Raw genomic sequence first — 24,533 nt, 5'->3', positions numbered from 1 at the left:
ATGAAAGCATAACTGATGCGCGACGTCGGTAGGGTGACGGCATGGGATCCGCGCCGTCCGACGACCTCCTCGCCGAGCTCGCCGACGTCGTGCTCCGGATCTCGCGCGAGATCGACCCGCACGGTGCGAGGTCGCTCGACATCGTGCCGCTCACCGGTACCGAGGCCCTCGTGATGCGCTGGGTCGACCGGAACCCCGGGTCGACGCCGAGCGCGGTGGCCGAGGCGACGGCCCTCAAGCGCAGCAACCTCAGCGTCGCGGTCGGGTCGCTCGTGGCGAAGGGGATGGTCGAGCGTCGGCCCGACCCGGACGACGCCCGGACCGTGCAGCTGTACTCGACCGAGCTCGCCGCGGGCAGCATCGAACGGCTGCACGCGCACTGGGCCGGCATGCTCCGGCAGGCGCTCGGGGGCGACGACGAGGGTGTGGCGACGACGTTCGCGACGCTCACGCGCATCGACGGCCACCTGCGCGACGCGACGCGCTGACCGCGACGCGGCCGGTCGACGGCCTGGAGGCGCGGGTCGGGCCCGCACCGTCCCTCCTGGCCGTCAAACGGTCCGGTCCGGCACCTCGTCCGCGATCGGCAGCAACCGACGGGCTCCGTGCCCCTCGGCACCGAGCTCGTCGCCCGGGTTCATCACGAGGCAGGCGTTCAGCGACACGCAGCCGCAGCCGATGCACTGCGTCATCTCCTCCTGCAGGCGCTCCAGTTCGAGCTGCCGAGCGCGGAGTCGTGCCCGCCACCGCTCGTTCAGGCGGTTCCAGTCCCGCAGCGACGGCATGCGGTCGGAGGGCAGCGTCTCGAACTGCTCGGCGACCTCGCTCAGCGGGATCCCGAGGCGCTTGGCGACCTGGATGATCGCGATGCGCCGCTCGACGTGTCGTGGGTAGAGGCGGGTGCCGCCGGCGGTGCGCTCGGGGTGGATGAGGCCCTTGCGCTCGTAGAAGTGCAGGGCCGACGCTGCGACCCCGGTCCGGGCGACGACCTCGCCGATCGTGAGGAGGTCGGTCGGGCTCGGACGCGGGATCTCCACCATGGTCGAGATCCTACGACGCGGGAGTCGTCGAGACCGCGTGACATAGCAGTTGACATGAGAACTGATGTCCAATATGTTGTGTACCACGAGCCGCGAGGGGCGGCTCCCGACCCGGAGGTCCGACCATGACCACGATCCTGCAGCCCCGCACCGCCCGCACCACGACCGCCCGTCCGGTCGCTCCCGCACGCGCCACCGGCACCGCCGACGCGACCGACGCGACCGGCGCCACCCGCCAGCCGCTCGCCCTCGACGGCGTGCTCGGTCGGCTCGAGCGCGCCGCCGCTCGGCTCCCGCACGCACTGGCCCTGCCGGTCATGGTCGCGCACGCCGCGGTCAGCACGGTCGCGTACCGCTGATCGCCTCCCGCTGACGCGGTCCTCGCGTCAGTGGGTGAGGACGCGGCCGCGGAGCCGCTCCCGGCTGAGCCCCGGCAGCTCCACCCCCGTGTCGCGTTCCAGCACGTGCGTCCCCGGCGGCACGACCCGGTCGATGGCGTCGAGCACCTCGTCGTCGAGCACCACCTCGGCCGCCTGCGCGTACGCGTCCACGTGCGAGACCGTCCGCGGACCGATCACCACGCTCGACACGTCCGGGTGGGTGAGCGCGAACCCCACCGCGAGCTCGAGCAGGGTGAGCCCGGACTCGTCCGCGAGGTGCCCCAGGCGGTCGGCGACGTCGAGCTTCCGACGGTTCGCCGGGGCGCCGATGTCGTACGCGTGCGGCTGCTCCACCACCCGCGGCGACCGGGGCTGCACGGTACCGTTCCGGTACGCACCCGCGAGCCAGCCACCCGCGAGGGGCGCGGCCGCGAGCACACCGAGCCCGAACCGTCGGGCGACCGGGAAGGTCGTCCGCTCCGCCGTCCGGGTGAGGATCGAGTACGGGGCGTGCGTCGCGCTGGCACTCTTCCCGCCCGACCGGAGCCACTGCGCCTCGACGAGCTCCTCGGCCGGGAAGCCCGGGATCCCGAAGGCGCGGATCTTGCCCTGCGTGACGAGGTCGGCGAGCGCGTCGAGGGTCTCGTCGAGCGAGGTCGCCGGGTCCGGGTGTGCCGGCTGGTAGAGGTCGATGACGTCGGTGCCGAGCCGTTCGAGACTCCGTTCGACCGCGCGGAACATCCACCGCCGTCCGTTGCCGTGGTGCGACGGGTCCCGGTCGACCGGGTCCCCGAACCGCACCGCCAGGAACACGTCGTCGCGGCGGTCGCCGAGTGCGGCACCGAGGACGGTCTCGGCGAGGCCCGCCCCCTCCGCGTCGGACACGTCCACCGCGGTGACCCCGCGCACGAGCGCCTCGTGGACGAGTCGGACGGCGTCGTCCACGTCCCGCTCGGCGACCGTCGACACGGCACGGCTCCCCAGGGTCAGCGCGCTGACGGGAGCCCCCGTCCGCCCCATGCGTCGCTGTTCCATGGCGGCCACGATAGGAGGACGCCCGTGACACCGGGCCCCGGGTGACGAACCGTTACCGCTGGTACCCTGGGGCCGTTCCACCAACACGCAGTGTGTATCTACCGGCCGTCGACACCCCGACGGACAACGGCGGCACCCGATGGGTCCGCCCCAGGAGATCCCCGGCCGGGCCGAGAAGGCACACCTCCATGCTCCACACCCGTTCCACCGCGCCCGCGCCCGCCACCACCGACGACCGCTCGCTCGTCGCCCACGCCGGACGCTGGTACTTCCCCGTCGCGTTCGTCGCCCGGCTCCCCTTCGCGATGATGGTCGTCGGCGTGCTGACGCTCGTCGTCTCCGCGCGCGACTCCGTGGCGCTCGGCGGCGTCAACTCCGCGTCGGTCGGCATCGGCGCCGCGGTCTTCGGCCCGCTGGTCGGTGCCGCCGCGGACCGCTTCGGCCAGCGGAACGTGCTCGTCCCCGTCGGGCTGGTGAACGCCGTGCTGCTCGGGGTGTTCCCCTTCGTGGTGGACGGCACCGCTCCGGACGTCGCCGTGCTCGCACTCGCGTTCTGCATCGGGGCCTCGGCGCCCCAGGTCGCCCCGATGTCCCGGACCCGGCTCGTCGCGATCATCGGGCAGCGGATGGCCCCGGCACGTCGCGGCAAGGTCCTCAGCGGCACGATGGCCTACGAGTCCGCGGCCGACGAGACCGTGTTCATCATCGGCCCGTTCCTCGTCGGGATCCTCGCGAGTGCGATCGCGCCGTGGGTCGCCGTCGCCGGTGCCTCCGCGCTGACGTTCGTCTTCGTCACGGCGTTCGCGCTGCACCCGACCGGCAAGCTCGTCGTCGGCCGGCACGAGGAGCTCGAGCAGGCACCGGCCCGTCAGCTCCTGCGGCCCCGGCTCGTCGTGGTGGTCCTCGGGATCCTCGGCGTCGGCCTGTTCTTCGGCTCGACGCTCACCGCGCTGACCGCCTTCATGGAGACCCACGGCGAGCCCTCGCAGGCGGGATTGCTCTACGGCCTGATGGGCATCGGCTCCGCGGGGCTCGCCCTCGGCTCCGCGGCGTTCCCGCGCGGGTTCGCCCTCGGGTGGCGGTGGCTCGTGTTCGGCGTCGTGCTGCTCGGCGGTGCCGTCTGGTTCTCGCAGGCCGGTTCCGTCGTCGCCGTGGGGGTCGTGCTCGCGGTGATGGGGATCGGGATCGGTCCGACCCTGGTCGCGCAGTACAGTCTCGGTTCCGACCGCTCACCCGTCGGGCGCTCGGCGACCACCATGACGATCCTCGGTTCCGCCGTGATCGTGGGGCAGTCCATCGCGTCGGCGATCACGGGCGACGTCGCCCAGCAGCACGGGGCCGACGCCGCGATGCTGCTGCCGGCCGCGTCCGCGGCGGTCGTCGTGCTCGCCGCGGTGGCGAACCTCGTGCTCTCGCGTCGCGCACACGCGTGACCGCTTGACGGCCTGGAGGGACGGTGCGGGCCCGCACCGTCCCTCCATTCCGTCACCTGGTCACGACTCCGTGTCGTCGACCAGCAGGTCCTCGTGGCGGTAGTCGTCCGCCCGCAGCCCCGCGCGGGCGATCATGTGCGTCGACACCGGCACGAGGAACAGCTGGAACACCATGATCGGCAGGACGACCCACAGCGCCGTCCACGTCCACACGGCGACCACGATCGCGGCGAGGGCGAACGCCAGCCCGAGCACCTGCGGCTTCGCCATCGCGTGCAGCCGGACGAGCGGGTCGGGGAACCGGACGATCCCGACGCCGGCGCCGAGCGACAGCACCGCCCCGACGAGCAGCAGCCCGACGGCGATCCACGCGCGGACCCCGGCGCCGTCGATGAACCCCTGGATGATGTCGATCACTGGGGACGCTCCTGGTCGTCGGCGTGCTCGGGCGTGGTCACGGTCAGCCCCTCGTCGGACGGATCGGAGGACGGGGTGACCGCACGGGCGACGGCGATCGTGGCGAAGACGCTCGTCGCTGCGATCACCACGAGGACGGGTACGGCCGTCAGGTCCCGCCGGATCACCATCGCGGCGCCGATCACCACGAGCGCGGTCGTCAGCACCATGTCCGAGCCGATCATCCGGTCGAGGATGGTCGGGCCCCGCACGATGCGGAGGACGGCGAGCACGAGGGTGGCCCCGAGCAGCGCGAGCACCAGGGCGATCGCGATGCCCATGACGACGACTGCGGCGCTCATCGCGTGACCTCCGGCAGGGGTTCGGACAGTTCGGAGAGGTCCTGCTTCGACCCGAGCGCCCGGATGACGAGCGTCTCGATGCCGAGGGCCTCACGGCGGGCCGCGTCGACCTGCTCGACCCGCTCGGTGTCGAGGACGTGCAGGAGCAGCCGGCGGCGTCGCAGGTCGACGTCGGCGACGTAGGACCCCGGCACGAGGGAGATCGCGAGCGTCGCCAGGGTGAACGTCATCTCGGAGGTGGTGTGGAGCTGGACGAGCGTGATCGAACTCCGCCGGACCCCGCGTGGGCGGAGCGCGACCCAGGCGACTCGGAACGAGGCGAGCACGACCAGCCCGGACCACACCACCAGGAACCACGCGGCGTGCGGGATCGAGAACCGGGCGGACAGCGGCACCGGCGGCAGCGGGAGCAACTGCGTCACGAGCAGCGCGACGACGATCCCGCACAGCAGGGTCAGCGGCGTCCACGAACCCCAGAGCAGCGCCCAGAGCACGGTCAGCCCGGCGACGAGCGGGACGTCGTAGCGCCACGCGACGGCGATGCGCCGCGCGTTCGTGATCCGACGGGTGCTGTCCGCGGTCATCGCGTCCCCCCGAGCACGGCCTGCACGTAGCGGTCCGGGGACTCGAGCGACTCCGCCGCGCGGGTCGCGTAGCCGTACAGCGGGCCGGCCACGACGGTCAGGGCGACCGACCCGAGGACGGCCACGGTCGTCACGCCGACGAGCATGCGCGGCAGCTTCACGCGCGTGGGGGCTTCGCCGACGCCGTCCTGCGTGGCCGTCGGTGCGGTCTCCGGACTGGAGGCGCGACTCGCGTGGGGTGCGTCGGTGACCGTCACCGAGCCTCCTGGGTGGAACGCCTTGCCCGTGTCCTCGGACACGGTCAGCGGCGCCGGTTCCGGCGACCGCAGGTGGGCGTGCGGCTCTGCGGTGCTCGCGTGCGGGGCCGCTGCCTCGGCCGCGGGCTTCGGACGCCAGAACGCGGCGTCCCAGACGCGCATGAGCGCGTACAGGGTCAGGAGGCTCGTCACGACACCGGCGGCGATCGTCGCGTAGGCGAGGGGTGAGCTGTCGATCGCCGCGGCACGGAAGAGGCCGAGCTTGCCGATGAAGCCGGAGAACGGCGGGATGCCACCGAGGTTGAACGCCGGCACGAGGTAGAGCGCGGCGAGCAGCGGGGCGGCCTTGAGCAGCCCGCCGAGCGATCGGGTCGAGGTCGTGCCGCCGACGCGTTCCATCAGCCCCGAGACCAGGAAGAGCGTCGTCTGCACGACGATGTGGTGGACCGTGTAGAACACCGCGGCGGCCGTCCCGGCGACCGAACCGAGGCCGACGCCCATCACCATGAACCCGATGTGGCTGATGAGCGTGAAGGACAGCAGTCGTTTCACGTCGGTCTGCGACACCGCACCGAGCACGCCCACCACCATCGTCAGGATCGCCACGATGAGGAGCACGGTGTTGAGCTGCGGTCTCGGGAAGATGATCGTCTCGAGCCGGATGATCGCGTAGATGCCGACCTTCGTCAGCAGGCCCGCGAACACCGCCGTCACCGGGGCCGGCGCGGTCGGGTAGGAGTCCGGCAGCCAGAACGCCAGTGGGAACACGGCGGCCTTGATGCCGAAGCCGATGAGCAGCATCGTGTGGAGGAGCAGCTGCACGTGCTCGGGCAGGGCAGCCATCCGCTCGCTGATCTGGGCGATGTTGACCGTGCCGGTGGCGCCGTACACGAGGCCGATCGCCGCGAGGAAGATGGCCGACGCGATGAGGCTCGTCACGATGTACGTGGTGCCCGCCCGGACGCGCTGCTCGCTGCCACCGAGGGTGATGAGCACGTAGCTCGCCACCAGCAGCATCTCGAACGCGACGTACAGGTTGAAGAGGTCTCCGGCGATGAAGGAGTCGAGCACGCCGGCGGCGAGCACGAGGTACGTCGGGTAGAAGATCGTGACCGGCGCCTCGCCGTCGTCGGCCGCGAGCCCCTGTCCGATCGAGAAGAGCAGGACGACGAGGAGCACGCTCGCGCTCACGGTGAGGAGCAGCGCGCTCAGCCGGTCGACCACGAGCGAGATGCCGTACGGGGCGTCCCAGCCGCCGACCTGCACCACGATCGTGCCGTGCTGGTCGACGAGCACCATCAGGGTCGCGGCGACGGCCAGGGCGACGACGAGCACCACGACGGTGATCGCGCGCTGCAGCTTCTGGTGGTTGAGGAGTCCGAGCGCGACCGCGGCGCCGAGCAGCGGGACGAGGACGAGGAGCGGGACGAGCCAGGTCATCGGGTCGCCTCCTGTTCTGCGTCGGTGGTGGTCTCGGGGTCTTCGTCCGCGGGTTCGTCGCGTTCCCGACCGATCGCGACGTCGGCCTCGTCGACCTCGACCTCGTCGGCGCGGGAGAGCTTCCACGAGCGGTGGATGAGGGCCAACAGGAACGCGCTCACGGCGAAGGTGATGACGATCGCGGTCAGGGCGAACGCCTGGGGGAGCGGGTCCGTGATGCCCTCGGAGGTCTTGCCGATCGGCGGGTTGCCGGCAGCACCGGACATCACGAGGAGCAGCAGGTTGAGGGCGTTCCCGAGCAGGAGGAAGCCGAGCAGCATCCGGGTCAGGGAGCGTTCGAGGAGCAGGTAGACCCCGCAGGAGAACAGCACCGCCATCGCGATGACGAGCACGAGGGTGACGGTCACGTGGCGCTCCCTTCCGGGGTGGGGGCTTCGGTCATGTCCTGCACGGGCGTCGAGGCGTCTTCGAGCCGCTGCCGGTCGACCTCGGCGCCGAGGCTGCGGAGGACGTCGAGCACGAGGCCGACGACCACGAGGTACACGCCGATGTCGAAGAACGTGGCGGTGACGAACTCGACGTGGCCGAGCACCGGGACGGTGGCCTCGAAGAACTCGGAGTACAGGGCTTCCCTGCCGAAGAACATCGGCACGAGGGCGGTGATCGCGGCCGTGGCGACGCCGAGTCCGAGCAGGCGTCCGGCCCGGACCGGGGCCGCGGCGCCGAGCTCGGCCGGGCCACCCGCGAGGTACCGGGCCGCGAGGGCGATGCCCGCGACGAGACCGCCGGCGAACCCGCCGCCCGCCGCGTTGTGCCCGGCGAAGAGCAGGTAGACCGACAGGACGATCAGGCCGTGGAACAGCAGGCGGACGACGACGTCGAGCAGCGCCGAGCGGCCGGTCGGGATCGCGGCGCTCGTCGGCAGCCAGGCGCGGGGCTCGCCGTCCGTGCGCTCGTCGCGGTCGGCGGTCAGCCGGGCCGGCAGGTCGCGGAGGCGGGGGAGCGTGTCCTCGCGGGAGTTCACGAAGATCAGGCTCGCGACGCCCGTCGCGGCGGCGACCACGACGGTCAGCTCGCCGAGGGTGTCCCAGCCTCGGAGGTCGACGAGGGCCACGTTCACGACGTTCAGGCCGTGCCCGAACGAGCTCGTCAACGCCGGCAGGTCCGGCCAGAGCGGCTCGGCCGTCCGTGCCGACGCGGCGACGACGACCACGATCGCGAGGGTCAGCCCGGCGAGGCCCGCGAAGAGCGCCCGCACGACCCGGAAGCGGGACGGGTTCGCGGTGGCGATCCGCGGGGGGAGCCGGCGCAGCACGAGCACGAACGCGATGAGCGTCACCGTCTCGACCACGAGCTGGGTCAGCGCGAGGTCGACCGCTCCGTGCAGCACGAACAGGACGGACATGCCGTACCCGGTCACACCGACCAGCACCGCTGCGGCGAACCGGGTCTTGGCGGTGAGGACGGCGATCGCGGCGATCGACATGACGAGGACGACGGGGATCTGTCCCCACGAATCGGCGAACCGGACGTGGAACGCCCACGGTCCGCCGATGACCAGGTTGACGAGCGCCCCGGCGACGAACACCGACAGGATGACGGTCAGGTAGTAGGGGAGCGAACCGCGCTGGACCCCGGCGGTGAGGCCCGTGGCCACCCGGTCGAGCCCGCGCATGAGGTGTCGGTAGATGCTCGACGCGCTGGGGGAACCCGCGAGGCGGTGCTGGAGCGCCTCGACCGGACGGCGCAGGGCGAACAGCGCGAGACCGCCGACGAGCGTCACCGCGGAGAGGCCGAGCGCCGGCTCGAGACCGTGCCAGAGCGCGAGGTGCGGGACCTCGCCGGGGAGGGCGGCGGCGTGCGCGGCCGGCTCGATGCCGTGCGCCACGAGGGGCGTCGCGAGGCCGAGCGCGAGACCTGTGAGTGCGAGGACCGACGGGACGACGCCGAGGCCGTGCAGGCCGTGCGGTTCGGTGTCGGGCACGCCGGGCTTCCGGGCGAAGGCGCCCCACAGGAACCGCAGCGAGTAGGCCACGGTGAGCACCGAGCCGATCGTCACGCCGATGAGCGCGAACCACGCCCACCCGGCGTCGGGGCCGTGCAGCGAGTCGATGAAGCCGGTGAGCACGGCCTCCTTCGCGACGAAGCCGATCGTCGGCGGGATGCCCGCCATCGACAGCAGTGCGAGGACGGCCACGACGGTGAGCCAGGGCATCCGGCGTCCGAGGCCGCTCAGGCGCGCGAGGTCGCGGGTACCCGTGACGTGGTCGATCGCACCGACGACGAGGAACAGGGTCGACTTGAACGCCGCGTGGGCCACCAGCAGCGCCACCCCGCCGAGGGCGACCTCGGGCGCACCCCACCCGGCCGCGAGCACGAGGAACCCGAGCTGGGCGACCGTGCCGTAGGCGAGCAGGAGCTTGATGTCGGTCTGCCGGAGCGCACGGTACCCACCGATGAGCATGCCGAGCACCCCGAGCACGGTGATGGTCTCGCGCCACCCGCCGAGGAGCGCGAACGCGGGCGCGAGCCGGGCGACGAGGTAGATGCCGGCCTTGACCATCGCCGCGGCGTGGAGGTACGCGCTGACCGGGGTCGGGGCGGCCATCGCGGCGGGGAGCCAGAAGTGGAACGGCACGATGGCGGACTTCGTCAGCGCGCCGAGCAGGACGAGCACGACGGACACCGAGACGATCGTCCCCGACGGAGGGTCCTGGACGATCCCGGAGAGCGACGTCGTCCCGGCGGTCACCGACAGCACCACGAGACCGGCGAGCATCGCCAGACCACCGGCGGTGGTGACCACGAGCGCCTGCATCGCCGCCGCGCGACTGGCACGCTTCACCGAGTCGTGGCCGATCAGCAGGTAGGAGAAGACCGTCGTCGCTTCCCAGAGGACGAACAGCACGATGACGTCGTCGGCGACCACGAGCCCGTACATCGACCCGGCGAAGGCGGTGAGGACCCCGGCGAACCGACCGAGTCCGGGTTCGTCCGGCCCGAAGTACGTGGCGCAGTACACGAGCACGAGGGCACCGACCACGGTCACCACGAGGGCGAGGACCCACGAGAGGGCGTCCATCCGCAGGGCGATCGCGAGGTCGAGCTGCGGCACCCACTCGAACCGCTCCGTGACCGCGCCGTGCAACGCCGGACCGGTCTGCGCGACGGTCAGGACCGCGGCTGCTGCCGGTGCGAGGGCCGCCACGTAGAAGACGCGGCGGCCGAGGACGGGGGTCAGGGCGGGGACGATCAGGGCGACGATCGCGAACGCGACGAGGACGATGACCATCGGGCACCTCCTCGGGGTCGGGCTGCAGTCCGGCTCACTGGGCCCTCACAGCCTACGGAGAAGGGGATGTGGAGTTCCTGAGTGGGCGGACAGGGAGGCCGATCGAGGATCAGGCTTCCAGCACCACTCTGCCCGTCGACCCACCGACCTGTCCGGCCCAGGCCGCCTCGACCTCCGCCATGCGCACCGCCGTCGCGTCCACCCGGATCGTGCCGTCGGCGATCGCCGCCACGATCCCCGGGAGTTCCGCGACGAACGCCGCCCGACCGACGGAACCCTGGCCGCTCCCGACGATGGTCAGGCCGGACGCACGGAGCGCTGCGGAGGGGATCCGCGCCTCCTGGCCCGCCGTGGAGCCGATCGCCACCCAGTCGAGCCGGCGTCCGCGCTCCTGTCGCGCCGTGACGAGTGCGCGCATGACGTCCGCGGCGGGCTGGCCCCACACGTAGTCGATCACGACGTCGACGTCCGCGGCTGCCGCACCGACGGCGTCGACGTCGACGTCGTCGAGCGGGACCACGACGTCCGCGCCGAGTGCCGGCAGCGCTCCGAGTCGTGTCGCGTCCCGTCCGCTCGCGACGACGTGCTCGGCGCCGAGGTGCTTCGCGACCTGCACCGCCGCGGAGCCGGAGGCGCCCGTCGCGCCGAGCACGAGGACACGGCTGCCGGCGGCGAAGTCGATGCGGCGTCGGAGCGCTACCCACGAGGACATCACGGGGTTCGCGCCGGCGGCGACCGCGACCGGGTCGGCACCCTCGGGCAGGACGACGCTCGCCCGCGGGTCCACGGCGACCCGTTCGGCCATCGTGCCGCGGGTGTCGCTCGCGACGGCGAAGTAGCGGAGCGTCCCGTCGGGGAACCGCCCGACCGCGTCGACGCCCGGGACGAGGGGGAGCGCCCCCTCGCTCGTGTAGTGCGAGCCGTCGGCCTGGGACCGCACCCGTGGGTGGAGTCCGGCGGCGACGACGTCGACGACCACCTCGTCGGCGGTGGGGACGGGGTCGGTGAACTCCTGCCAGACCGGGGACCGGCCGAACTCGGTGACGACGGCTGCGTGCATGACTGCCTCCTGAAAGGTTCGTGTTACGAACAAAGTAGTTCGTAACACGAAGTGAGTCAAGTAGGCTGTCGGTATGCAGGAGATGACGGAGGACGAGCGGCTCGTCGACGCCCTCGGCGAGAGTGCGTTCCGGACGATGGGTGCCCTGACCGGCATCGCGGCGGATGCCGGGCTGTCGCTGACGCAGCTGCGTGTCCTCGCGATCCTGCGTGACCGGCGGATGCGGATCGGCGACCTGGCGCAGCACCTCGGCCTCGAGAAGTCGACGATGACCGGGCTGGTGGCGCGCGCGTCGGCCAAGGGGCTGCTCAGGCGGGTGCCGAACGCCGAGGACGCCCGGGCGGTGGACGTCGTCATCACCGATGCCGGGCTCGACGTCGCCCGATCGCTCGAGGCGGCGATCCGGGAGTCGCTGCTGCCCCTGACCACCCGGTTGTCCGTGGGGGAGCGGGGGGAGCTGCGGGTGTTGCTGGAGCGGATGCTGCGCTGAGTCTTCGAATATGAAATGCTTGCGTGTGATATTTCGACAAGGTAGCATGGTTCCGCACCCACCTCCGGTGCGCGAACGAGAGGCAGCCCGATGCGCAGCATGGAACGAATCTTCCGCGACACCATCGCAGTGAAGGAGCGAGTGCTCCAGGATCGAACGCTGCTCGACGCGGCCGATGCAGTGGCGGACGCCATGATCGCCACCTACCGCAGCGGCGGCCGCGTCTACTTCTGTGGCAACGGTGGCAGCGCCGCCGACGCGCAGCACTTCGCGGCCGAACTGAGCGGTCACTTCATCTTCGACCGACCGCCCCTCGCAGCCGAAGCGCTGCACGGCAACGCCTCTCACATGACCGCGGTCGCCAACGACTACGACTACGAGAGCGTCTTCGCCCGGGCGCTGACCGGCTCCGCACGTCGAGGCGACCTGCTGGTGGCCATCAGCACCTCGGGTGACTCCGCGAGCATCGTCCGCGCAGCCGAGGCCGCACGGGTCCACGGGGTCTCCGTCGTCGCCATGACCGGTGCCGGTGGCGGCGCACTCGCAGCCCTGGCCGACATCGCGCTCCGCATCCCGTCGAACGAGACCGGCCGGATCCAGGAGTCGCACATCGTCTTCGTCCACGCGATCTCGGAGCGTGTCGAGCACGTGCTCTTCGCCGACGAGTACAAGCTCCCCGCCGAGCGCCCCTGCGCCTTCGAGTCCGCCGATGTGGCCGCTCTTCCTCGACCGTGACGGCGTGGTCAACCGGCGGATCGCCGGTGACTACGTCCGGAGCGTCGAGGAGTTCGAGTTCCTCCCGGGGGCGCTCGACGCGCTCGTGTCCCTCGCGTCCTGGGCACCTCGGATCGTCATCGTCACGAACCAGCAGGGCGTCGGGCGCGGGATCATGTCGGCCCGTGCCGTCGACGAGGTGCATGCCGAGATGACCGCTCGGGTCGCCGCCGCGGGTGGGCGCATCGACGACGTGCTCGTCTGCCCGCACCTCGCCGGTACCTGCCGGTGCCGCAAGCCGCTCCCCGGGATGCCGCTCGGCTGGCTCGCCGACCACCCTGAGGTGGACCCCAGCCGGTCGACCATGGTCGGTGACTCCGACTCCGACATCGCGATGGGACGAGCCCTCGCACACCATACCGGCGGGTGCCGCACCGTCCGCATCGGGGTCGGGGACCCCATGGCAGACCAGTCCTTCCCCTCCCTCGCCGCGTTCGCCGCGTCGATCGCCTGACACCCGCCCGAACGGAGACCAGCCATGCACACCATCCGCAGTCGCGCACCCCTCCGCCTCGGTCTCGGCGGTGGCGGCACCGATGTGTCGCCCTACTCCGAGGACTTCGGCGGGCGTGTCCTCAGCGTCACCATCGACCGCTACGCCTACGCGACGGTCTCCCCGGCAGCGTCCGGTGTCGAGTTCCACTCGCCGGATCGACAGTGCACCGGCCGTGCCGCGCACGCGGACCTCGACGCGCTGCTCTCCGACTTCGGGCTCCACGTCGCCGTGTACCGCCGCATGGTCCGCGACCACAACGGCGGCCACGACGTCGCGCTTCGCCTCGCCACCGAGGTCGATGCGCCACCGGGGTCCGGGCTCGGGTCGTCCTCGGCGCTCGTCGTCGCGATGGTGCAGGCGATGGCAGAGTTCCTCGGCGTGAGCCTCGGCCAGTACGAACTCGCCCGCACGGCCTGGGAGATCGAGCGCGTGGACCTGGGGCTCGCCGGCGGTTGGCAAGACCAGTACAGCGCAGTGTTCGGCGGTTTCAACTACATGGAGGCCGACCGTGAGCGCGTCGTGGTGAACCCCTTGCGGATCCCGCGTGAGGTGCACGCGGAGCTCGAGGCGTCGCTCCTTCTGTACTTCGGTGGAGTGTCCCGAGACTCCGCCGTGGTCATCGAGCAACAGCAGGGGAACGTCGTCGCCGGTCGCGAAGACGCCCTCGCCGCGACCCACACCGTCCGGGCCGAGGCTGAGCGGATGAAGAACGCGCTCCTCGTCGGCGATGTCCCGGAGTTCGCCGCGAGCCTGAACGACGGCTGGCTCGCGAAGAAGCGGACGGCGGCGAGCATCAGCAACGCCGCCATCGAGCGAGCCCACGAGGTCGCCTCACGGCACGGGATGATCGCCGGCAAGGTCTCGGGAGCCGGAGGAGGTGGCTTCATGATGCTCGTCGTCGATCCGGAACGCCGGCTCGAGGTGGCTCGTGCGCTCGAATCAGAGTGCGGCGGCACCGTGACGGGAGCCCACGTGACACACCACGGCGTCGAGTCGTGGCCCGTCACGAAGGCGGTGCGCTGATGCAGGTGGTGGTGCTCGCCGGGGGCCTCGGGACCCGGCTCCGCGGAGTGATCCCGGACAGCACCCCGAAACCGATGGCGACCGTTGCCGGTCGGCCGTTCCTCGAGTGGCTGCTCGAGGACTGTGCGCGAGCGGGCGCGACCGAGTTCGTCCTGCTCGTCGGGCACCACGCGGACGTCATCCGTGACCACTTCGGCTCCGCGTTCGCCGGCGTCCCGGTCCGGTACTCGACGGAGACCGGCCCTCGGGGGACCGGCGGAGCGGTCCGGGACGCCCTCCCCCTGCTCCGCGATCGCTTCGTCGTGATGAACGGCGACACGTACGGCGCCGCCGAACTCCCGATGCTCGTCGCCGCCCTTGACGACGCCGACTTCGCGATGACCCTCGCCACCGTCCCCGACGTCGGGCGTTTCGGCGGGGTCGACACGGACGGCGCGCGCGTCGTGGCGCTCCGCGAGAAGGGATCGACGGGGCGGGGGCGGATCAACGCGGGTGTCTACGGCATGCGCAAGCGGTTCGTCGAGACGTTCCCGGCCGACCCGTTCGTCTCGTTCGAGCGCGACGTGATGGAGGTCAGGATCCCGGAACTCCGGCCGCCCTTCGTCGTCGGGGGTGCGACCTTCTTCGACATCGGGGTCCCGGACGACCTGCGCGCGGCCGACGCCTGGTTCCGCGAGCGCTGACGGACGAACGGGCCGTGGGACAGCGCCCTCAGCGCCCGTGCGCCCGCGCCGGGATCTGGGTGGCCAACTTGCCGCCGGACACGTCCAGCAGCGTCCCCGTGATGTACCCGGCGGCGTCGCTCGCCACGAACACGAGCAGGTCGGCCACGTCGTCGGCCGTCTCCCACCGACGGAGCGACAGGGTGTCGAGCAGGCGGTCCTGTGCCTCGGCGGGCATCGTCGCGAAGCCGTTCATCGCCGTCGGCACCATCCCCGGGGCGTACGCGTTCACGGTGATGTCCCACGGGCCGAGCTCCGATGCGAGCACCCGGGTGAACGCGACGACCGCCGACTTCGACGCGGCGTAGGCAGCGCTCCCGACACTCGGTACGATCGCCGCGAACGACGCCGCGTTGATGATCCGTCCGCGCCCGGCGGCCTGCATCACGGGTGCCACGGCCTGGCTCATCAGGAAGGTCCCGCCGAGGTTCACGTCCATGCAGCGGCGCCAGTCGTCCCACTGCAGGTCGGCGACGACACCCTCGACGTTGATGCCGGCGTTGTTCACGAGCACGTCGATCGTGCCGTGCCGGGCGACGACCTCGTCCACGGCGGCGCGGACGGAGTCGGCGTCGGCGACGTTGCAGCGCACCCGGTCGACCGGCAGCGCGGCGCCGGCGGCGGCCTCGTCCCCGGAGGCGGGCGCGTCCGCGGCAGCGGGTTCGTCGAACGCCAGGTCGAGCGCGACGACCCGGCACCCCTCAGCGTGGAACCGCGCGGCGATCGTGGCACCGATGCCGCGCGCGGCTCCGGTCACGACGACCACGCGGTCGGTCAGGTCGAGGTGCATCGTCGCTCCCGTCGTCGGTGCGGCCGTGGTCCGGTCGCAGCAATAGGCATACTATTCCCCCATGAACGACGCACGCGTGCTCTGGATCACCGGCGGCGGCAGCGGCATGGGAGCGGCGAGCGCTCGTGCGGCGGCCCGCGACGGCTGGACGGTGGTGCTCAGCGGACGCCGGGCGGACCGGCTCGCCGCGGTCGCGACCGAGATCCGCGACGAGGGTGGGACGGCGGACGTGCTCCCCCTCGACGCGAACGACCCGGAGGCCGTCGCCGCTGCCCGCGACACCCTGCTCGCGCAGTACGGGCGGCTCGACGGACTCGTCCTCGCCGCCGGGCTCAACAGCCCCGAGCGTCGGTGGGACGACCAGTCGCTGCCGGACTTCCGCGCCATCGTCGACACCAACCTCACCGCCGTCGTCACGGTCGTCGACGCGGCGCTGCCCGCGCTGCGCGAGTCCGGCGGGATCGTCGTCGTCGTGTCCTCGTACGCGGGCTGGTCGTTCCAACCCGGGGCCGGGGTCGCCTACTCGGCGTCGAAGACCGCGCTCGGCTCCGTCGTCCGGACGCTCAACCAGCAGGAGGCCGGGCACGGCGTCCGAGCGACCCACCTGTGCCCCGGCGACGTCGCCACCGACTTCCTCGACCAGCGCCCCTCGGTGCCGGACGCGGCCGCACGCGCGGTCATGCTCCAGCCGGAGGACATCGCCCGCTCGGTCTCGTTCGTGCTCGAGGCCCCGTCGTACATGCGCGTCGACGAGCTCGTGGTCAGCCCGGTCTCCCAGCGGTGATCTTCGACCGGGTGCTCGACGGGCTCGGCGCCGCGATCGTCGACGGATCGCTGCCGACGGGGCACCGCGACAGCATCGACGGGTTCGTCACCCGCACGGGCTCGAGCCGCAGCATCGTCCGCGAGACCGTCCGCGTCCTCGTCGGTCTCGGCCTCCTCAGCGCCGGTCGTCGCGTCGGGCTCCGGGTCCTGCCCGCGTCGGAGTGGGACGTCCTCGACCCGCGCGTCATCGGCTGGCGGCTCGCCGGTCCGGAGCGTGGGGTCGTCCTCGGGGAGTTGCGCGCGCTGCGCCGCGCGGTCGAGCCGGTGGCCGCTGCGGCAGCCGCCGGGCGCGCGTCCGACGCGTCGCACCGTGCCGACCTGGAGGCGCTGCTCGCCGCCGCCGACCGCCTCGCCGCCGCCACGGGTCCGGACGACGCGGCCACGTTCCTCCAGGCAGACCGCGAGGTCCACCGACTGGTGCTGGAGCTGTCCGGGAACGCGATGTACGGACGGCTGCACCGCGTGGTCGCGCGCGCACTCGACGAACGTGCGGGCATCCGCCCCGACGCGCACGACGTGGGCCTCCACGCGGCCGTCGCGCGCGCGGTCGCAAGCGGCGACGAGAGCGGTGCGTCTCGCGCCATGCAACAGATCGTCGACCGAGCGTGAGCGTCAGCGAACCACGCGCCAGCTCTCCGTGCACCGGGCGAAGTAGTCGCTCTGTACGGTTTCGAGTGACGGGCCTTCGCCGTCGATGACGGCCTCGATCGCACGTTCGTACGCGGCGGCGTCTCCGTCCGTCGCGACGAGACCGGGGTGCCCGGCACCGAACAGCCCGCGGAGGAAGTCGGTGTCTTCGCCGACCGTCGGCGTCCCCATCTCGACGGCTCGCAGTGAGACGCCGGACTGGAAGTACTGCCGGTACGTCAGCAGGTGCACCCACGAGCGGCCCAGGAGGTGCTCGAGCTCGTGCTCCGCGACGAACCGGTTCTCGACGGTCCAGCCCTCGATCTCCGGCCAGCCTCTCCCGACGATCGTCGTCTCCCACCCCCGCGCTCGGAGCCGCGGACCGAGAGCGGCGAGCAATTCGACGTTCCGGGCCGGCTTGTACTGACCGGCGACGAGGATCGACGGTCGGGCTGTCTTGTCGACGTGGCGTCGCGTGCTCAGCATCGGGTGCAGGACACTCTCGATCCGGTGGTGCGGAAGTGCCTGGCGCGCGATGGCGAACGCGTGGTCGTTGGAGACGAGGACGGTCGGGCGGTGCTCCGCGGGGGCGGCGGCTGCCCAGCGACGTGAGCGCTCGGAGTGCCCGTACTGGCGTCGGAGCGGAGCCGGGTCGTGCAGCATGACGTAGCGAGGGCCGTTCGGCGACGACCAGAGCCGGGTCTCGAGGAGACCGAGGCTCGGCCACGCCTGGAGGACCGGTCGCCGCTCGGCGCGCTGGCGCCGGAGGTTGTGGACCGCGTTCGCCAACATCCGCGCCTTGTCGAGGGCTCCGGGGAAGCCCTCGACCGGACGAGACCAGTGGGCCTGCGTCGCTGAGCCCCCGCCGCTCGCGAAGACGTCGTGGAGCTGTCGCTGGTAGTGGTGCTGCACGACCGGGATCGGGTCGGAGAACAGGAGGTCGATCACCGCGCACCTCGGGCGTACTGGACCTGCTCGAACGCGAGGACGTCTGCGATCGTCGTTTCGAGGCCGATCTCCGGACGCCAGGCCGTGTGCGACCGGATCTTCGACGTGTCACCGAAGATGATCGCCTCGTCCGACGGGCGGAGGAGGAGCGGGTCGACCTCCGTCGGCAGGCGACGTCCGGCCGCACGGAAGTACATCTCCAGTACCTCCGAGATGCGGTAGGCGCGGTCTGCGCAGATGTTGTACACCTCGCCGGGGCGGCCGGTCAGCGAGAGGTCACGGAGCGCCCGGACCATGTCGCGCACATCGATGATCGCGCGCTGGGTCTCGAGGTTGCCGTGGCGGACCGGTGTCCCCTCGTGCAGCGCTCGGACGACTGCACGGCCGAAGTCCGAGACCACGTCGTTGCGCTTCCGGGTGCCCGTGCAGTTGAAGATGCGCGCACGGACGGCTCGGATGCCGTGGTTCGCGTGGTACTGGTACGCGAGGAGGTCTTGGCTGACCTTGCTGACGCCGTAGGGGTGCAGCGGGAGCAACGGGGTCTCCTCGGTCACCGGGACGTTCGCGGGTGTGAGGCTCGCCCCGTACTCCGCCGACGAGCACGCCACCACGACGGTCGGGTCGTACTCGGGATCCAGACGGCGGACGTCGAGGACCGCTTCGAACACGTTGATCGTGCCCTCGGAGTTGACCCGCATCGTGGTCCACGGGTCCGTCCACGACACCGTTGGCAGGCTCTGCGCAGCGAGGTGGTGGATGACGGAGGGCCGGTGCGCCGCGATGGACCCCGTCACGGCATCGCGATCGAGGACGTCGAGTTCCCGGAACCGCACGGAGGGGTCGACGGTCGAGAGGTCGATGGTCGGGTGGAGCGAGGTCGCGACCACGTCGTCCCCGGCACTCATGAGGAGTTCGGCGAGGTGGGAACCCATCATGCCGCCGGCTCCGGTGATCAACACAGTCATCTCTGCTCCTTCGTTCCGTTCCAGTGTATTGTATATCAGTAGATATGTCATCAGCCGGTATCGCGACAGGGAGACGAAGTGATGGTCGACAAGGAACCGCGGGTCCGAACCACTCCGGCCGCGAGCATGCGGATCGTCCCGGAACTCCGGGCCGCGCACATCGAGCGACACCGACTCGGGACCCCTGCCGAGCTGCTCTACCTCGACACGAACTACGACCTCGCGGGCACGCCGCTCGTCGCGGGCATCCGACGCGTCACGATGCCGGGCGCGCTGCGGCGGTTCCTGCGCACCGGCGCCACCACGCTCGAGGTCCCCGAGCCGTACTGGATGCGCTTCTGGCCGAAGCACCTCGGGCTCGTGCTCGGCTTCAAGGCCGCGGGCGTGCTCCGGCGCCGCCGGCACCGCGTCGTCACCTACGCGATGGAGAACAACGCCCTCGCGACCCTGGTCGGCGGGCGGCGTCGGGTCCCCGGGTGGGCCGTCCGGGCCGTCGCACTCCTCATCGGCGGTGTCGCGCGCCTCACCCTGGACCGCATCTGCTTCGCGAGCGACGCCGCCCGGGTCGCGTACGCACGACTCCCGTTCCTGTCGGGGGTCGACCAGCGCACGACGCTCGAACTCCCGCGGGCGAACGACACGTCGGTGTCCGCCGAGCCGCTCTCGTGCGTGTTCCTCGGGGTGCTCGAGGAACGCAAGGGGCTGCGCGGGCTGACGGTGGCGTGGAGTGCCGTCGAGGAGGCGCTCCCGGACGCGCGGCTCTCGATCGTCGGTCCCGGGCCGCTGCAGGCCGAGCTCGAGGCGTGGGCAGCGCGCCGTCCGGACAGCCGGACGGTGCTCGGACGGTTGCCCCACGGCGAGGCCGGCGCGCTGCTCGCGTCGAGTTCCGTGCTGGTGGCCCCGTCCGTGCCCGACGGTCGGTGGATCGAGCAGATCGGCCTCCCGATCAAGGAGGCCCTCGCCGCTGGGCTGACGGTGGTCACGACGGACCAGACCGGTCTGGCGCCCTGGCTCGTCGCACACGGGCACGAGGTCGTCGACGTCGATCCGTCCGGGCTCCCGGAGCGGCTCGCAACGGCGCTCGTCCGGGCGCTGCGGAACCCGCTCGATCGTGACGAGGTCCGCGCCGCCCTCCCGGACCGTGACGGACGACTCGTGGCCGACGCGTGGTTGCACGAGCTCGTCGGTGGCACCTCGTCGGCAACCGGTGCACCCGAGGCCGACGGGTAGGGTCGATCCGCGGCCGAACTCCGACCGCGCCGCACCGCGGATCGTGTTCGAAGGAGAGCACATGTCGTTCACCGATCTCGTCCCCGACCCCGGCGCCGTCGAGCGCATCGCGACGGGCAGCACCTGGGCCGAGGGGCCGTGCTGGATCCCCGCGAGCCGGACCCTGCGGTGGTCGGACATCCCGGGCGACCGCATCCTGCAGTGGCACGCCGGCTCCGGTGAGACGTCGGTGTACGCCGAGGGGGTCGAGTTCACGAACGGCCGCACCCTCGACCGCGACGGCAGCGTCGTGCAGTGCTCGCACGGGAACCGACGGGTCGAGCGCGACCGGGACGGGGTCGTCACGCCGATCGTGGACGCGTGGGACGGCGTCCGGTTGAACTCCCCGAACGACGTCGTGGTCGCGCGGGACGGCAGCGTGTGGTTCACCGACCCGGCGTACGGCATCACCCAGCCGCGCGAGGGGCACCCGGGCGAGCGGGAGTACGGCGACCACTGGGTGTTCCGGTGCGGCCCGGACGGTGCGGACCTGCGGCCGGTCGCCACCGACCTCGACGAACCGAACGGGTTGGCGTTCGACCCGACCGAGCAGGTGCTCTACGTCGCGAGCTCGTCCGGCGACGACCCGGTCATCCGGGCGTACGACCGGCGGGGCGGCCGGGGCGACCTGCTCAAGAACGGTCGGGTGTTCGCGCGGTTGGAGCCCGGCGAGGGCGCCCCGGACGGCATCCGCGTCGACGTGCACGGCAACGTGTGGTCCTCGTCGCACCGGGGCGTGGTCGTGTTCGACCCGGACGGCACCCGGCTCGGCGACATCGCCGTCCCCGAGGTCACCGCGAACCTGTGCTTCGGCGGCGACGACGGCACGACGCTGTTCCTCGCCGCGACGACGTCCGTGTACCGGATCGCGACCACGACCCGGGACGCCGCCGCCGAGTAACCCGCTCTTCCGTCACCTGGAACTGCAATGTAGAATATCATTGCAGTCATCAGGTGAACGAGGGAGCGGGTATGTCCAAGCGTGTGGCGATCATCGGGACGCGCGGGTACCCGTCCTACTACGGCGGGTTCGAGACGGCCGTGCGGCACATCGCACCGCACCTGGCCGACGCCGGCTGGGACGTCACGGTCTACGGCCGTCCCGGACAGGAACGGGTGGACGACCCGTCCCTCGACCACCGGGTGACCCGACGCACGACCCGTGGCCTCGAGTCGCGGTCGCTCTCGACCCTCACGTACGGCATGACCGCCGTGCTCGACACGATCCGACGACGGCCGGACGTCGCGCTCGTGATGAACTGCGCGAACGGGTACTGGCTCCCGCTCCTGCGGCTCGCCGGCATCCCCACCGTGGTCAACGTCGACGGGATCGAGTGGGAGCGCGCGAAGTGGGGGCGGCTCGCCAAGGCGGTGTTCAAGACCGGCGCCCGGGCCACCGCACGGTTCGCCGATCGGCTCGTCTTCGACGCCGATGCCATCGGGGACTACTGGCGTCGCGAGTTCGGCCGCTCCGGCGTGATGATCCCCTACGGCGGCACGGAGTCCGACGTCCTGCCGCTGCACCCCGACGACGCGCACCTCGCCGGGCGACCGTTCGCCCTCGTGGTGGCGCGGTTCGTGCCGGAGAACACGGTGGCCGAGTTCCTCGTCGCCGCGGAGCGCATCGCCGAGCGCCACCCGGTCGTCATCGTCGGGTCGACGGGCTACGGCGGGGAGCTCGACACCGCCGCGCAGGACCTCGCCGACCGGAACACGGGCGTGTCCTGGCTCGGCCACGTGTCCGACGACGACCGGCTCTTCGCACTGTGGCAGCATGCCGGCGCCTACTTCCACGGGCACAGCGTCGGCGGCACGAACCCGGCCCTCGTGCAGGCGATGCACTGCGGGGCGCCCACCGTGGCCCGCGACACCGTGTACAACCGCGAGGTCCTCGCCGGCACCGGCGTCCGGTTCGTCCAGCCCGACCCCGGCGCGATCGCCGATGCCGTCCTCGACCTGCTCGCCGACCCCGTCGAGCAGGAGCTGCTCCGGGGCAGCGTGCGTGACCGGGCCCGCTCGGCGTACACGTGGTCGGGCGTCTGTGGCGCGTACGAAGACGCCCTCGAGCAGCAGACCCGCGGCGTCACCGTCCGGAAGGCGGCCGCTGCCGTATCCTGACTCGGCCATGCAGTGCGACTACTTCGACCGCGGGGTGTGCCGCTCGTGCACGCTCATGGGGCAGCCGTACGCCGAGCAGGTCCTCGACAAGGAACTCCGCACGCGCGAACTCCTGCACGACGCGGTCGAGGCCGCCGGGGGTCCGGGCTCGGTCGAGTGGCTGCCCGCGATCACCAGCCCCGAGTCCGCGTACCGCAACAAGGCGAAGATGGTGGTCGGCGGGACCGTCCAGCACCCGACGGTCGGCATCCTCGACCACCGGCAGCGCGGGGTGGACCTGCGGCACTGCGGCATCTGCACGCCCGGGATCCAGCACGCGCTCCCGATCCTGGCCGGGTTCATCGCGGACGCCGGGCTCATCCCGTACGACGTCGCCACCCGCCGGGGCGAGCTGAAGTTCGTGCTCGTGACGGAGTCGCCGGACGGGGAGCTCATGGTGCGGTTCGTCCTGCGCTCCGAGGGACAGCTGGTGCGCCTCCGGCAGCACCTCGACGCGCTCCACCGGGTGCTGCCGAACGCCGTCGTCGTCACCGTGAACCTGCTCCCGGAGCACAAGGCCGTCACCGAGGGGGAGCGGGAGATCGTGCTCACCGAGCGGGAGACGCTCTCGATGCGACTCGGTGACGTCACGATGCACCTCCGCCCGCAGAGCTTCTTCCAGACGAACACGCACGTGGCCACCGAGCTGTACGCCCAGGCCTCGGCGTGGATCGACGAGGTGGCGCCGGCGTCGATGTGGGACCTCTACTGCGGCGTCGGCGGCTTCGCCCTGCACGCTGCCCGCCCCGGTCGCGCGGTGACGGGCATCGAGACCAGCCGCGAGGCCGTCCGGTCGGCGGGGCAGTCGGCGCGCGAGGCCGGCCTCGAGGGCGTCCGCTTCGCCGCGGACGACGCGACCGAGCACGCGCTCCGTGCCCGTCCCGACGCCGTCCCCGAGCTCGTCGTCGTCAACCCGCCGCGGCGCGGGATCGGCGAGACGCTGTCGACCTGGCTCGAGGAGTCGGACGTCCGGCACGTCGTCTACTCGAGCTGCAACCCGGTGACCCTGGCGAAGGACCTCGCGCGGATGCCGTCGCTGCGCCTGCGGCGCGCGCGGGTGCTCGACATGTTCCCGCAGACCGGCCACCTGGAAGCGGTGACGCTGCTGTCCCGAGGGTGACCGACCGGCGGACGGGAGGCGCGGGTCGGCGCCGCCACGTGCCTCCTGGCCGTCATTGCCAGGGAATTGCCAAGGTGGCGTACCCAGGCGCGCCGCGATGACCATGCCCATGGGGATCCACGCGTACAGGTTCCGCTCTCGGAGACATAGCACCAACGGGTAGAACCGTTTGTCTCGGTTTGATAACGGTGAAGAGTTTCCTATGGTGGCCGACCGAGGCGCCACCGGCACGAGACCACTGCCCCCGGTGGCGCACCCCACGACACGACCGCGATCGGTCGGGACGGGCAGTGGCGATCGGCTCTCGATCCGTGGTCCCGGTGGAGCAATCAACCATGAAGAAGCTTTCTCGTACCCGCACCATCGTCGGTGGCCTCGCCTTCGCGGGCATCGCCGCGACGGGTGTCGGCCTCGCGGCGGCGCCCGCGAACGCAGCATCCGGCTCGACCTGGGACGCCCTCGCGCAGTGCGAGTCCGGCGGCAACTGGGCGATCAACACCGGCAACGGCTACTACGGCGGCCTCCAGTTCAACCTCGGCACCTGGCAGGCGAACGGCGGCACGGGCAACCCGGCCTCCGCGAGCCGTGCGACCCAGATCGCCGTCGCCGAGCGCGTCCTCGCCTCCCAGGGCTGGGGCGCATGGCCGGCCTGCTCCGCCCAGCTCGGGCTGAGCGGCACGACCGGCGCCGCCCCGCAGGCCGCCGCTCCGGCTCCCGCCGCCCCGACCCAGCAGGCTGCCCCGCAGCAGCAGGCGCCGGTGCAGCAGGCCGCCCCGCAGCAGGCCGCGCCGTCGACCCCGGCCCCCGCGACCGAGGCGGCTCCGGCTGCCCCGAGCAAGCCCGCGGCCGTCAAGACGAGCGGCAAGACCTACACGGTCGTGTCGGGCGAGACCCTCGACAGCATCGCGACGAAGCTGCGCATCGACGGCGGCTGGAACAAGCTCTGGGCCGCGAACACGTCGACCATCGACGACGCGAACCTGATCTACGCCGGCCAGGAGCTCCAGCTCCCCGCCTGATCGTTCCTCCGATCGACAGGACGCCCGGT

The 24,533-nt window shown here is 71.9% G+C and carries 27 protein-coding genes; 15 read left to right on the top strand and 12 right to left on the bottom strand.

What is annotated here, in order from left to right; translation table 11 throughout:
• Positions 1-41: 41 nt before the first annotated feature.
• A complete protein-coding gene (locus ACIPKM_RS16715; RefSeq protein WP_402716335.1) occupies positions 42-488 on the top strand; it encodes a MarR family winged helix-turn-helix transcriptional regulator in 447 nt (148 codons plus the stop codon).
• A gap of 63 nt (positions 489-551) precedes the next feature.
• Here the strand turns inward: ACIPKM_RS16715 and soxR are convergent, their stop codons facing one another.
• Complete coding sequence (gene soxR / locus ACIPKM_RS16710) at positions 552-1,040, bottom strand: redox-sensitive transcriptional activator SoxR (RefSeq protein ID WP_070417265.1); 489 nt, start codon at positions 1,038-1,040, stop codon at positions 552-554.
• 125 nt (positions 1,041-1,165) lie between these two features.
• Between soxR and ACIPKM_RS16705 the strand changes: the two genes are divergently transcribed.
• The gene (locus tag ACIPKM_RS16705) at positions 1,166-1,399 is read left to right on the top strand and encodes a hypothetical protein (RefSeq protein ID WP_071296438.1); all 234 of its coding nucleotides are present in this window, start codon (positions 1,166-1,168) and stop codon (positions 1,397-1,399) included.
• A gap of 27 nt (positions 1,400-1,426) precedes the next feature.
• Here ACIPKM_RS16705 and ACIPKM_RS16700 read toward each other — a convergent pair whose 3' ends face one another.
• Positions 1,427-2,455, bottom strand: coding sequence for an aldo/keto reductase (locus tag ACIPKM_RS16700; protein WP_071296437.1), 1,029 nt, complete (start codon positions 2,453-2,455; stop codon positions 1,427-1,429).
• A 188-nt stretch (positions 2,456-2,643) separates the two neighbouring features.
• Between ACIPKM_RS16700 and ACIPKM_RS16695 the strand changes: the two genes are divergently transcribed.
• A complete protein-coding gene (locus ACIPKM_RS16695) occupies positions 2,644-3,888 on the top strand; it encodes an MFS transporter (RefSeq protein ID WP_071296436.1) in 1,245 nt (414 codons plus the stop codon).
• Positions 3,889-3,948: 60 nt separating this feature from the next.
• Here ACIPKM_RS16695 and mnhG read toward each other — a convergent pair whose 3' ends face one another.
• The 7 genes from mnhG to ACIPKM_RS16660 form a co-directional block, all read right to left on the bottom strand.
• Positions 3,949-4,305, bottom strand: coding sequence for a monovalent cation/H(+) antiporter subunit G (mnhG, locus tag ACIPKM_RS16690; RefSeq protein WP_070417261.1), 357 nt, complete (start codon positions 4,303-4,305; stop codon positions 3,949-3,951).
• Entirely contained in the window at positions 4,302-4,646 is a 345-nt protein-coding gene (locus ACIPKM_RS16685; RefSeq protein WP_070417260.1) for a hypothetical protein, read from the bottom strand. Before ACIPKM_RS16685 ends, mnhG begins: the two co-directional genes overlap by 4 nt.
• Entirely contained in the window at positions 4,643-5,230 is a 588-nt protein-coding gene (locus tag ACIPKM_RS16680; RefSeq protein WP_070417259.1) for a Na+/H+ antiporter subunit E, read from the bottom strand. The genes ACIPKM_RS16685 and ACIPKM_RS16680 overlap by 4 nt, the downstream gene beginning before the upstream one ends.
• Positions 5,227-6,927, bottom strand: a complete 1,701-nt coding sequence (locus tag ACIPKM_RS16675) for a Na+/H+ antiporter subunit D (protein ID WP_402737149.1) — start codon at positions 6,925-6,927, stop codon at positions 5,227-5,229. Before ACIPKM_RS16675 ends, ACIPKM_RS16680 begins: the two co-directional genes overlap by 4 nt.
• Complete coding sequence (locus ACIPKM_RS16670; RefSeq protein WP_071303302.1) at positions 6,924-7,334, bottom strand: Na(+)/H(+) antiporter subunit C; 411 nt, start codon at positions 7,332-7,334, stop codon at positions 6,924-6,926. Before ACIPKM_RS16670 ends, ACIPKM_RS16675 begins: the two co-directional genes overlap by 4 nt.
• Positions 7,331-10,219 carry a Na+/H+ antiporter subunit A gene (locus ACIPKM_RS16665; protein ID WP_402737148.1) on the bottom strand — a complete coding sequence of 963 codons (2,889 nt, stop codon included), beginning with the start codon at positions 10,217-10,219 and terminating at the stop codon, positions 7,331-7,333. Before ACIPKM_RS16665 ends, ACIPKM_RS16670 begins: the two co-directional genes overlap by 4 nt.
• 109 nt (positions 10,220-10,328) lie before the next feature.
• Entirely contained in the window at positions 10,329-11,279 is a 951-nt protein-coding gene (locus ACIPKM_RS16660) for a zinc-binding dehydrogenase (protein WP_402737147.1), read from the bottom strand.
• A 73-nt stretch (positions 11,280-11,352) separates the two neighbouring features.
• Between ACIPKM_RS16660 and ACIPKM_RS16655 the strand changes: the two genes are divergently transcribed.
• The 5 genes from ACIPKM_RS16655 to ACIPKM_RS16635 all read left to right on the top strand — a co-directional run bounded on the left by ACIPKM_RS16655 (position 11,353) and on the right by ACIPKM_RS16635 (position 14,745).
• On the top strand, positions 11,353-11,769 hold the full coding sequence (locus tag ACIPKM_RS16655) for a MarR family winged helix-turn-helix transcriptional regulator (RefSeq protein ID WP_402737146.1): 417 nt from the start codon (positions 11,353-11,355) through the stop codon (positions 11,767-11,769).
• 99 nt (positions 11,770-11,868) lie between these two features.
• Entirely contained in the window at positions 11,869-12,504 is a 636-nt protein-coding gene (locus ACIPKM_RS16650) for an SIS domain-containing protein (RefSeq protein ID WP_083403493.1), read from the top strand.
• Positions 12,479-12,997 carry an HAD-IIIA family hydrolase gene (locus ACIPKM_RS16645; protein WP_071296431.1) on the top strand — a complete coding sequence of 173 codons (519 nt, stop codon included), beginning with the start codon at positions 12,479-12,481 and terminating at the stop codon, positions 12,995-12,997. The genes ACIPKM_RS16650 and ACIPKM_RS16645 overlap by 26 nt, the downstream gene beginning before the upstream one ends.
• A 24-nt stretch (positions 12,998-13,021) precedes the next feature.
• Positions 13,022-14,062, top strand: a complete 1,041-nt coding sequence (locus ACIPKM_RS16640; protein ID WP_071296430.1) for a D-alpha-D-heptose-7-phosphate kinase — start codon at positions 13,022-13,024, stop codon at positions 14,060-14,062.
• Positions 14,035-14,745, top strand: a complete 711-nt coding sequence (locus ACIPKM_RS16635; RefSeq protein ID WP_139199417.1) for a sugar phosphate nucleotidyltransferase — start codon at positions 14,035-14,037, stop codon at positions 14,743-14,745. The genes ACIPKM_RS16640 and ACIPKM_RS16635 overlap by 28 nt, the downstream gene beginning before the upstream one ends.
• 28 nt (positions 14,746-14,773) lie before the next feature.
• Here ACIPKM_RS16635 and ACIPKM_RS16630 read toward each other — a convergent pair whose 3' ends face one another.
• Positions 14,774-15,574 carry an SDR family NAD(P)-dependent oxidoreductase gene (locus ACIPKM_RS16630; RefSeq protein WP_071296428.1) on the bottom strand — a complete coding sequence of 267 codons (801 nt, stop codon included), beginning with the start codon at positions 15,572-15,574 and terminating at the stop codon, positions 14,774-14,776.
• A 61-nt stretch (positions 15,575-15,635) separates the two neighbouring features.
• Here ACIPKM_RS16630 and ACIPKM_RS16625 point away from each other — a divergent pair, with 61 nt between their 5' ends.
• Together ACIPKM_RS16625 and ACIPKM_RS16620 are read left to right on the top strand one after the other, a co-directional pair.
• Positions 15,636-16,358, top strand: a complete 723-nt coding sequence (locus ACIPKM_RS16625; RefSeq protein ID WP_071296427.1) for an SDR family oxidoreductase — start codon at positions 15,636-15,638, stop codon at positions 16,356-16,358.
• Positions 16,355-17,008, top strand: coding sequence for a FadR/GntR family transcriptional regulator (locus ACIPKM_RS16620; protein WP_071296426.1), 654 nt, complete (start codon positions 16,355-16,357; stop codon positions 17,006-17,008). The genes ACIPKM_RS16625 and ACIPKM_RS16620 overlap by 4 nt, the downstream gene beginning before the upstream one ends.
• Before the next feature lie 3 nt (positions 17,009-17,011).
• Here ACIPKM_RS16620 and ACIPKM_RS16615 read toward each other — a convergent pair whose 3' ends face one another.
• A complete protein-coding gene (locus tag ACIPKM_RS16615) occupies positions 17,012-17,974 on the bottom strand; it encodes a glycosyltransferase (protein ID WP_402737145.1) in 963 nt (320 codons plus the stop codon).
• A complete protein-coding gene (locus tag ACIPKM_RS16610; RefSeq protein WP_071296424.1) occupies positions 17,971-18,939 on the bottom strand; it encodes a GDP-mannose 4,6-dehydratase in 969 nt (322 codons plus the stop codon). Before ACIPKM_RS16610 ends, ACIPKM_RS16615 begins: the two co-directional genes overlap by 4 nt.
• A gap of 81 nt (positions 18,940-19,020) precedes the next feature.
• On the opposite strand from ACIPKM_RS16610, the gene ACIPKM_RS16605 reads away from it, so the two are divergent.
• From ACIPKM_RS16605 to ACIPKM_RS16585, 5 genes are all read left to right on the top strand, one after another.
• Positions 19,021-20,169, top strand: a complete 1,149-nt coding sequence (locus ACIPKM_RS16605; RefSeq protein WP_261646031.1) for a glycosyltransferase family 4 protein — start codon at positions 19,021-19,023, stop codon at positions 20,167-20,169.
• Positions 20,170-20,230: 61 nt separating this feature from the next.
• Positions 20,231-21,109 carry an SMP-30/gluconolactonase/LRE family protein gene (locus ACIPKM_RS16600; RefSeq protein ID WP_071296422.1) on the top strand — a complete coding sequence of 293 codons (879 nt, stop codon included), beginning with the start codon at positions 20,231-20,233 and terminating at the stop codon, positions 21,107-21,109.
• Positions 21,110-21,180: 71 nt separating this feature from the next.
• Complete coding sequence (locus ACIPKM_RS16595; RefSeq protein ID WP_071296421.1) at positions 21,181-22,326, top strand: glycosyltransferase; 1,146 nt, start codon at positions 21,181-21,183, stop codon at positions 22,324-22,326.
• A gap of 7 nt (positions 22,327-22,333) precedes the next feature.
• Positions 22,334-23,485 carry a 23S rRNA (uracil(747)-C(5))-methyltransferase RlmC gene (gene rlmC / locus ACIPKM_RS16590; protein WP_402737144.1) on the top strand — a complete coding sequence of 384 codons (1,152 nt, stop codon included), beginning with the start codon at positions 22,334-22,336 and terminating at the stop codon, positions 23,483-23,485.
• 335 nt (positions 23,486-23,820) lie between these two features.
• On the top strand, positions 23,821-24,504 hold the full coding sequence (locus ACIPKM_RS16585) for a transglycosylase family protein (protein WP_071296419.1): 684 nt from the start codon (positions 23,821-23,823) through the stop codon (positions 24,502-24,504).
• Positions 24,505-24,533: the final 29 nt, after the last annotated feature.

It is taken from the genome of Curtobacterium sp. NPDC086286, assembly GCF_044746255.1.
Taxonomy (GTDB): Bacteria; Actinomycetota; Actinomycetes; order Actinomycetales; family Microbacteriaceae; genus Curtobacterium.
Note: the sequence above shows the minus strand (reverse complement) of the source record. Positions and strands in the feature narration are given on the sequence as shown.

Excerpts from the sequence above, each read along its gene's own strand:
- ACIPKM_RS16715 (WP_402716335.1), top strand. The coding sequence starts at position 42 with ATGGGATCCGCGCCGTCCGACGACCTCCTCGCCGAGCTCGCCGACGTC.
- soxR (WP_070417265.1), bottom strand. The coding sequence starts at position 1,040 with ATGGTGGAGATCCCGCGTCCGAGCCCGACCGACCTCCTCACGATCGGC.
- ACIPKM_RS16705 (WP_071296438.1), top strand. The coding sequence starts at position 1,166 with ATGACCACGATCCTGCAGCCCCGCACCGCCCGCACCACGACCGCCCGT.
- ACIPKM_RS16700 (WP_071296437.1), bottom strand. The coding sequence starts at position 2,455 with ATGGAACAGCGACGCATGGGGCGGACGGGGGCTCCCGTCAGCGCGCTG.
- ACIPKM_RS16695 (WP_071296436.1), top strand. The coding sequence starts at position 2,644 with ATGCTCCACACCCGTTCCACCGCGCCCGCGCCCGCCACCACCGACGAC.
- ACIPKM_RS16685 (WP_070417260.1), bottom strand. The coding sequence starts at position 4,646 with ATGAGCGCCGCAGTCGTCGTCATGGGCATCGCGATCGCCCTGGTGCTC.
- ACIPKM_RS16680 (WP_070417259.1), bottom strand. The coding sequence starts at position 5,230 with ATGACCGCGGACAGCACCCGTCGGATCACGAACGCGCGGCGCATCGCC.
- ACIPKM_RS16675 (WP_402737149.1), bottom strand. The coding sequence starts at position 6,927 with ATGACCTGGCTCGTCCCGCTCCTCGTCCTCGTCCCGCTGCTCGGCGCC.
- ACIPKM_RS16665 (WP_402737148.1), bottom strand. The coding sequence starts at position 10,219 with ATGGTCATCGTCCTCGTCGCGTTCGCGATCGTCGCCCTGATCGTCCCC.
- ACIPKM_RS16660 (WP_402737147.1), bottom strand. The coding sequence starts at position 11,279 with ATGCACGCAGCCGTCGTCACCGAGTTCGGCCGGTCCCCGGTCTGGCAG.
- ACIPKM_RS16655 (WP_402737146.1), top strand. The coding sequence starts at position 11,353 with ATGCAGGAGATGACGGAGGACGAGCGGCTCGTCGACGCCCTCGGCGAG.
- ACIPKM_RS16650 (WP_083403493.1), top strand. The coding sequence starts at position 11,869 with ATGGAACGAATCTTCCGCGACACCATCGCAGTGAAGGAGCGAGTGCTC.
- ACIPKM_RS16645 (WP_071296431.1), top strand. The coding sequence starts at position 12,479 with ATGTGGCCGCTCTTCCTCGACCGTGACGGCGTGGTCAACCGGCGGATC.
- ACIPKM_RS16640 (WP_071296430.1), top strand. The coding sequence starts at position 13,022 with ATGCACACCATCCGCAGTCGCGCACCCCTCCGCCTCGGTCTCGGCGGT.
- ACIPKM_RS16630 (WP_071296428.1), bottom strand. The coding sequence starts at position 15,574 with ATGCACCTCGACCTGACCGACCGCGTGGTCGTCGTGACCGGAGCCGCG.
- ACIPKM_RS16625 (WP_071296427.1), top strand. The coding sequence starts at position 15,636 with ATGAACGACGCACGCGTGCTCTGGATCACCGGCGGCGGCAGCGGCATG.
- ACIPKM_RS16610 (WP_071296424.1), bottom strand. The coding sequence starts at position 18,939 with ATGACTGTGTTGATCACCGGAGCCGGCGGCATGATGGGTTCCCACCTC.
- ACIPKM_RS16605 (WP_261646031.1), top strand. The coding sequence starts at position 19,021 with ATGGTCGACAAGGAACCGCGGGTCCGAACCACTCCGGCCGCGAGCATG.
- ACIPKM_RS16600 (WP_071296422.1), top strand. The coding sequence starts at position 20,231 with ATGTCGTTCACCGATCTCGTCCCCGACCCCGGCGCCGTCGAGCGCATC.
- ACIPKM_RS16595 (WP_071296421.1), top strand. The coding sequence starts at position 21,181 with ATGTCCAAGCGTGTGGCGATCATCGGGACGCGCGGGTACCCGTCCTAC.
- rlmC (WP_402737144.1), top strand. The coding sequence starts at position 22,334 with ATGCAGTGCGACTACTTCGACCGCGGGGTGTGCCGCTCGTGCACGCTC.
- ACIPKM_RS16585 (WP_071296419.1), top strand. The coding sequence starts at position 23,821 with ATGAAGAAGCTTTCTCGTACCCGCACCATCGTCGGTGGCCTCGCCTTC.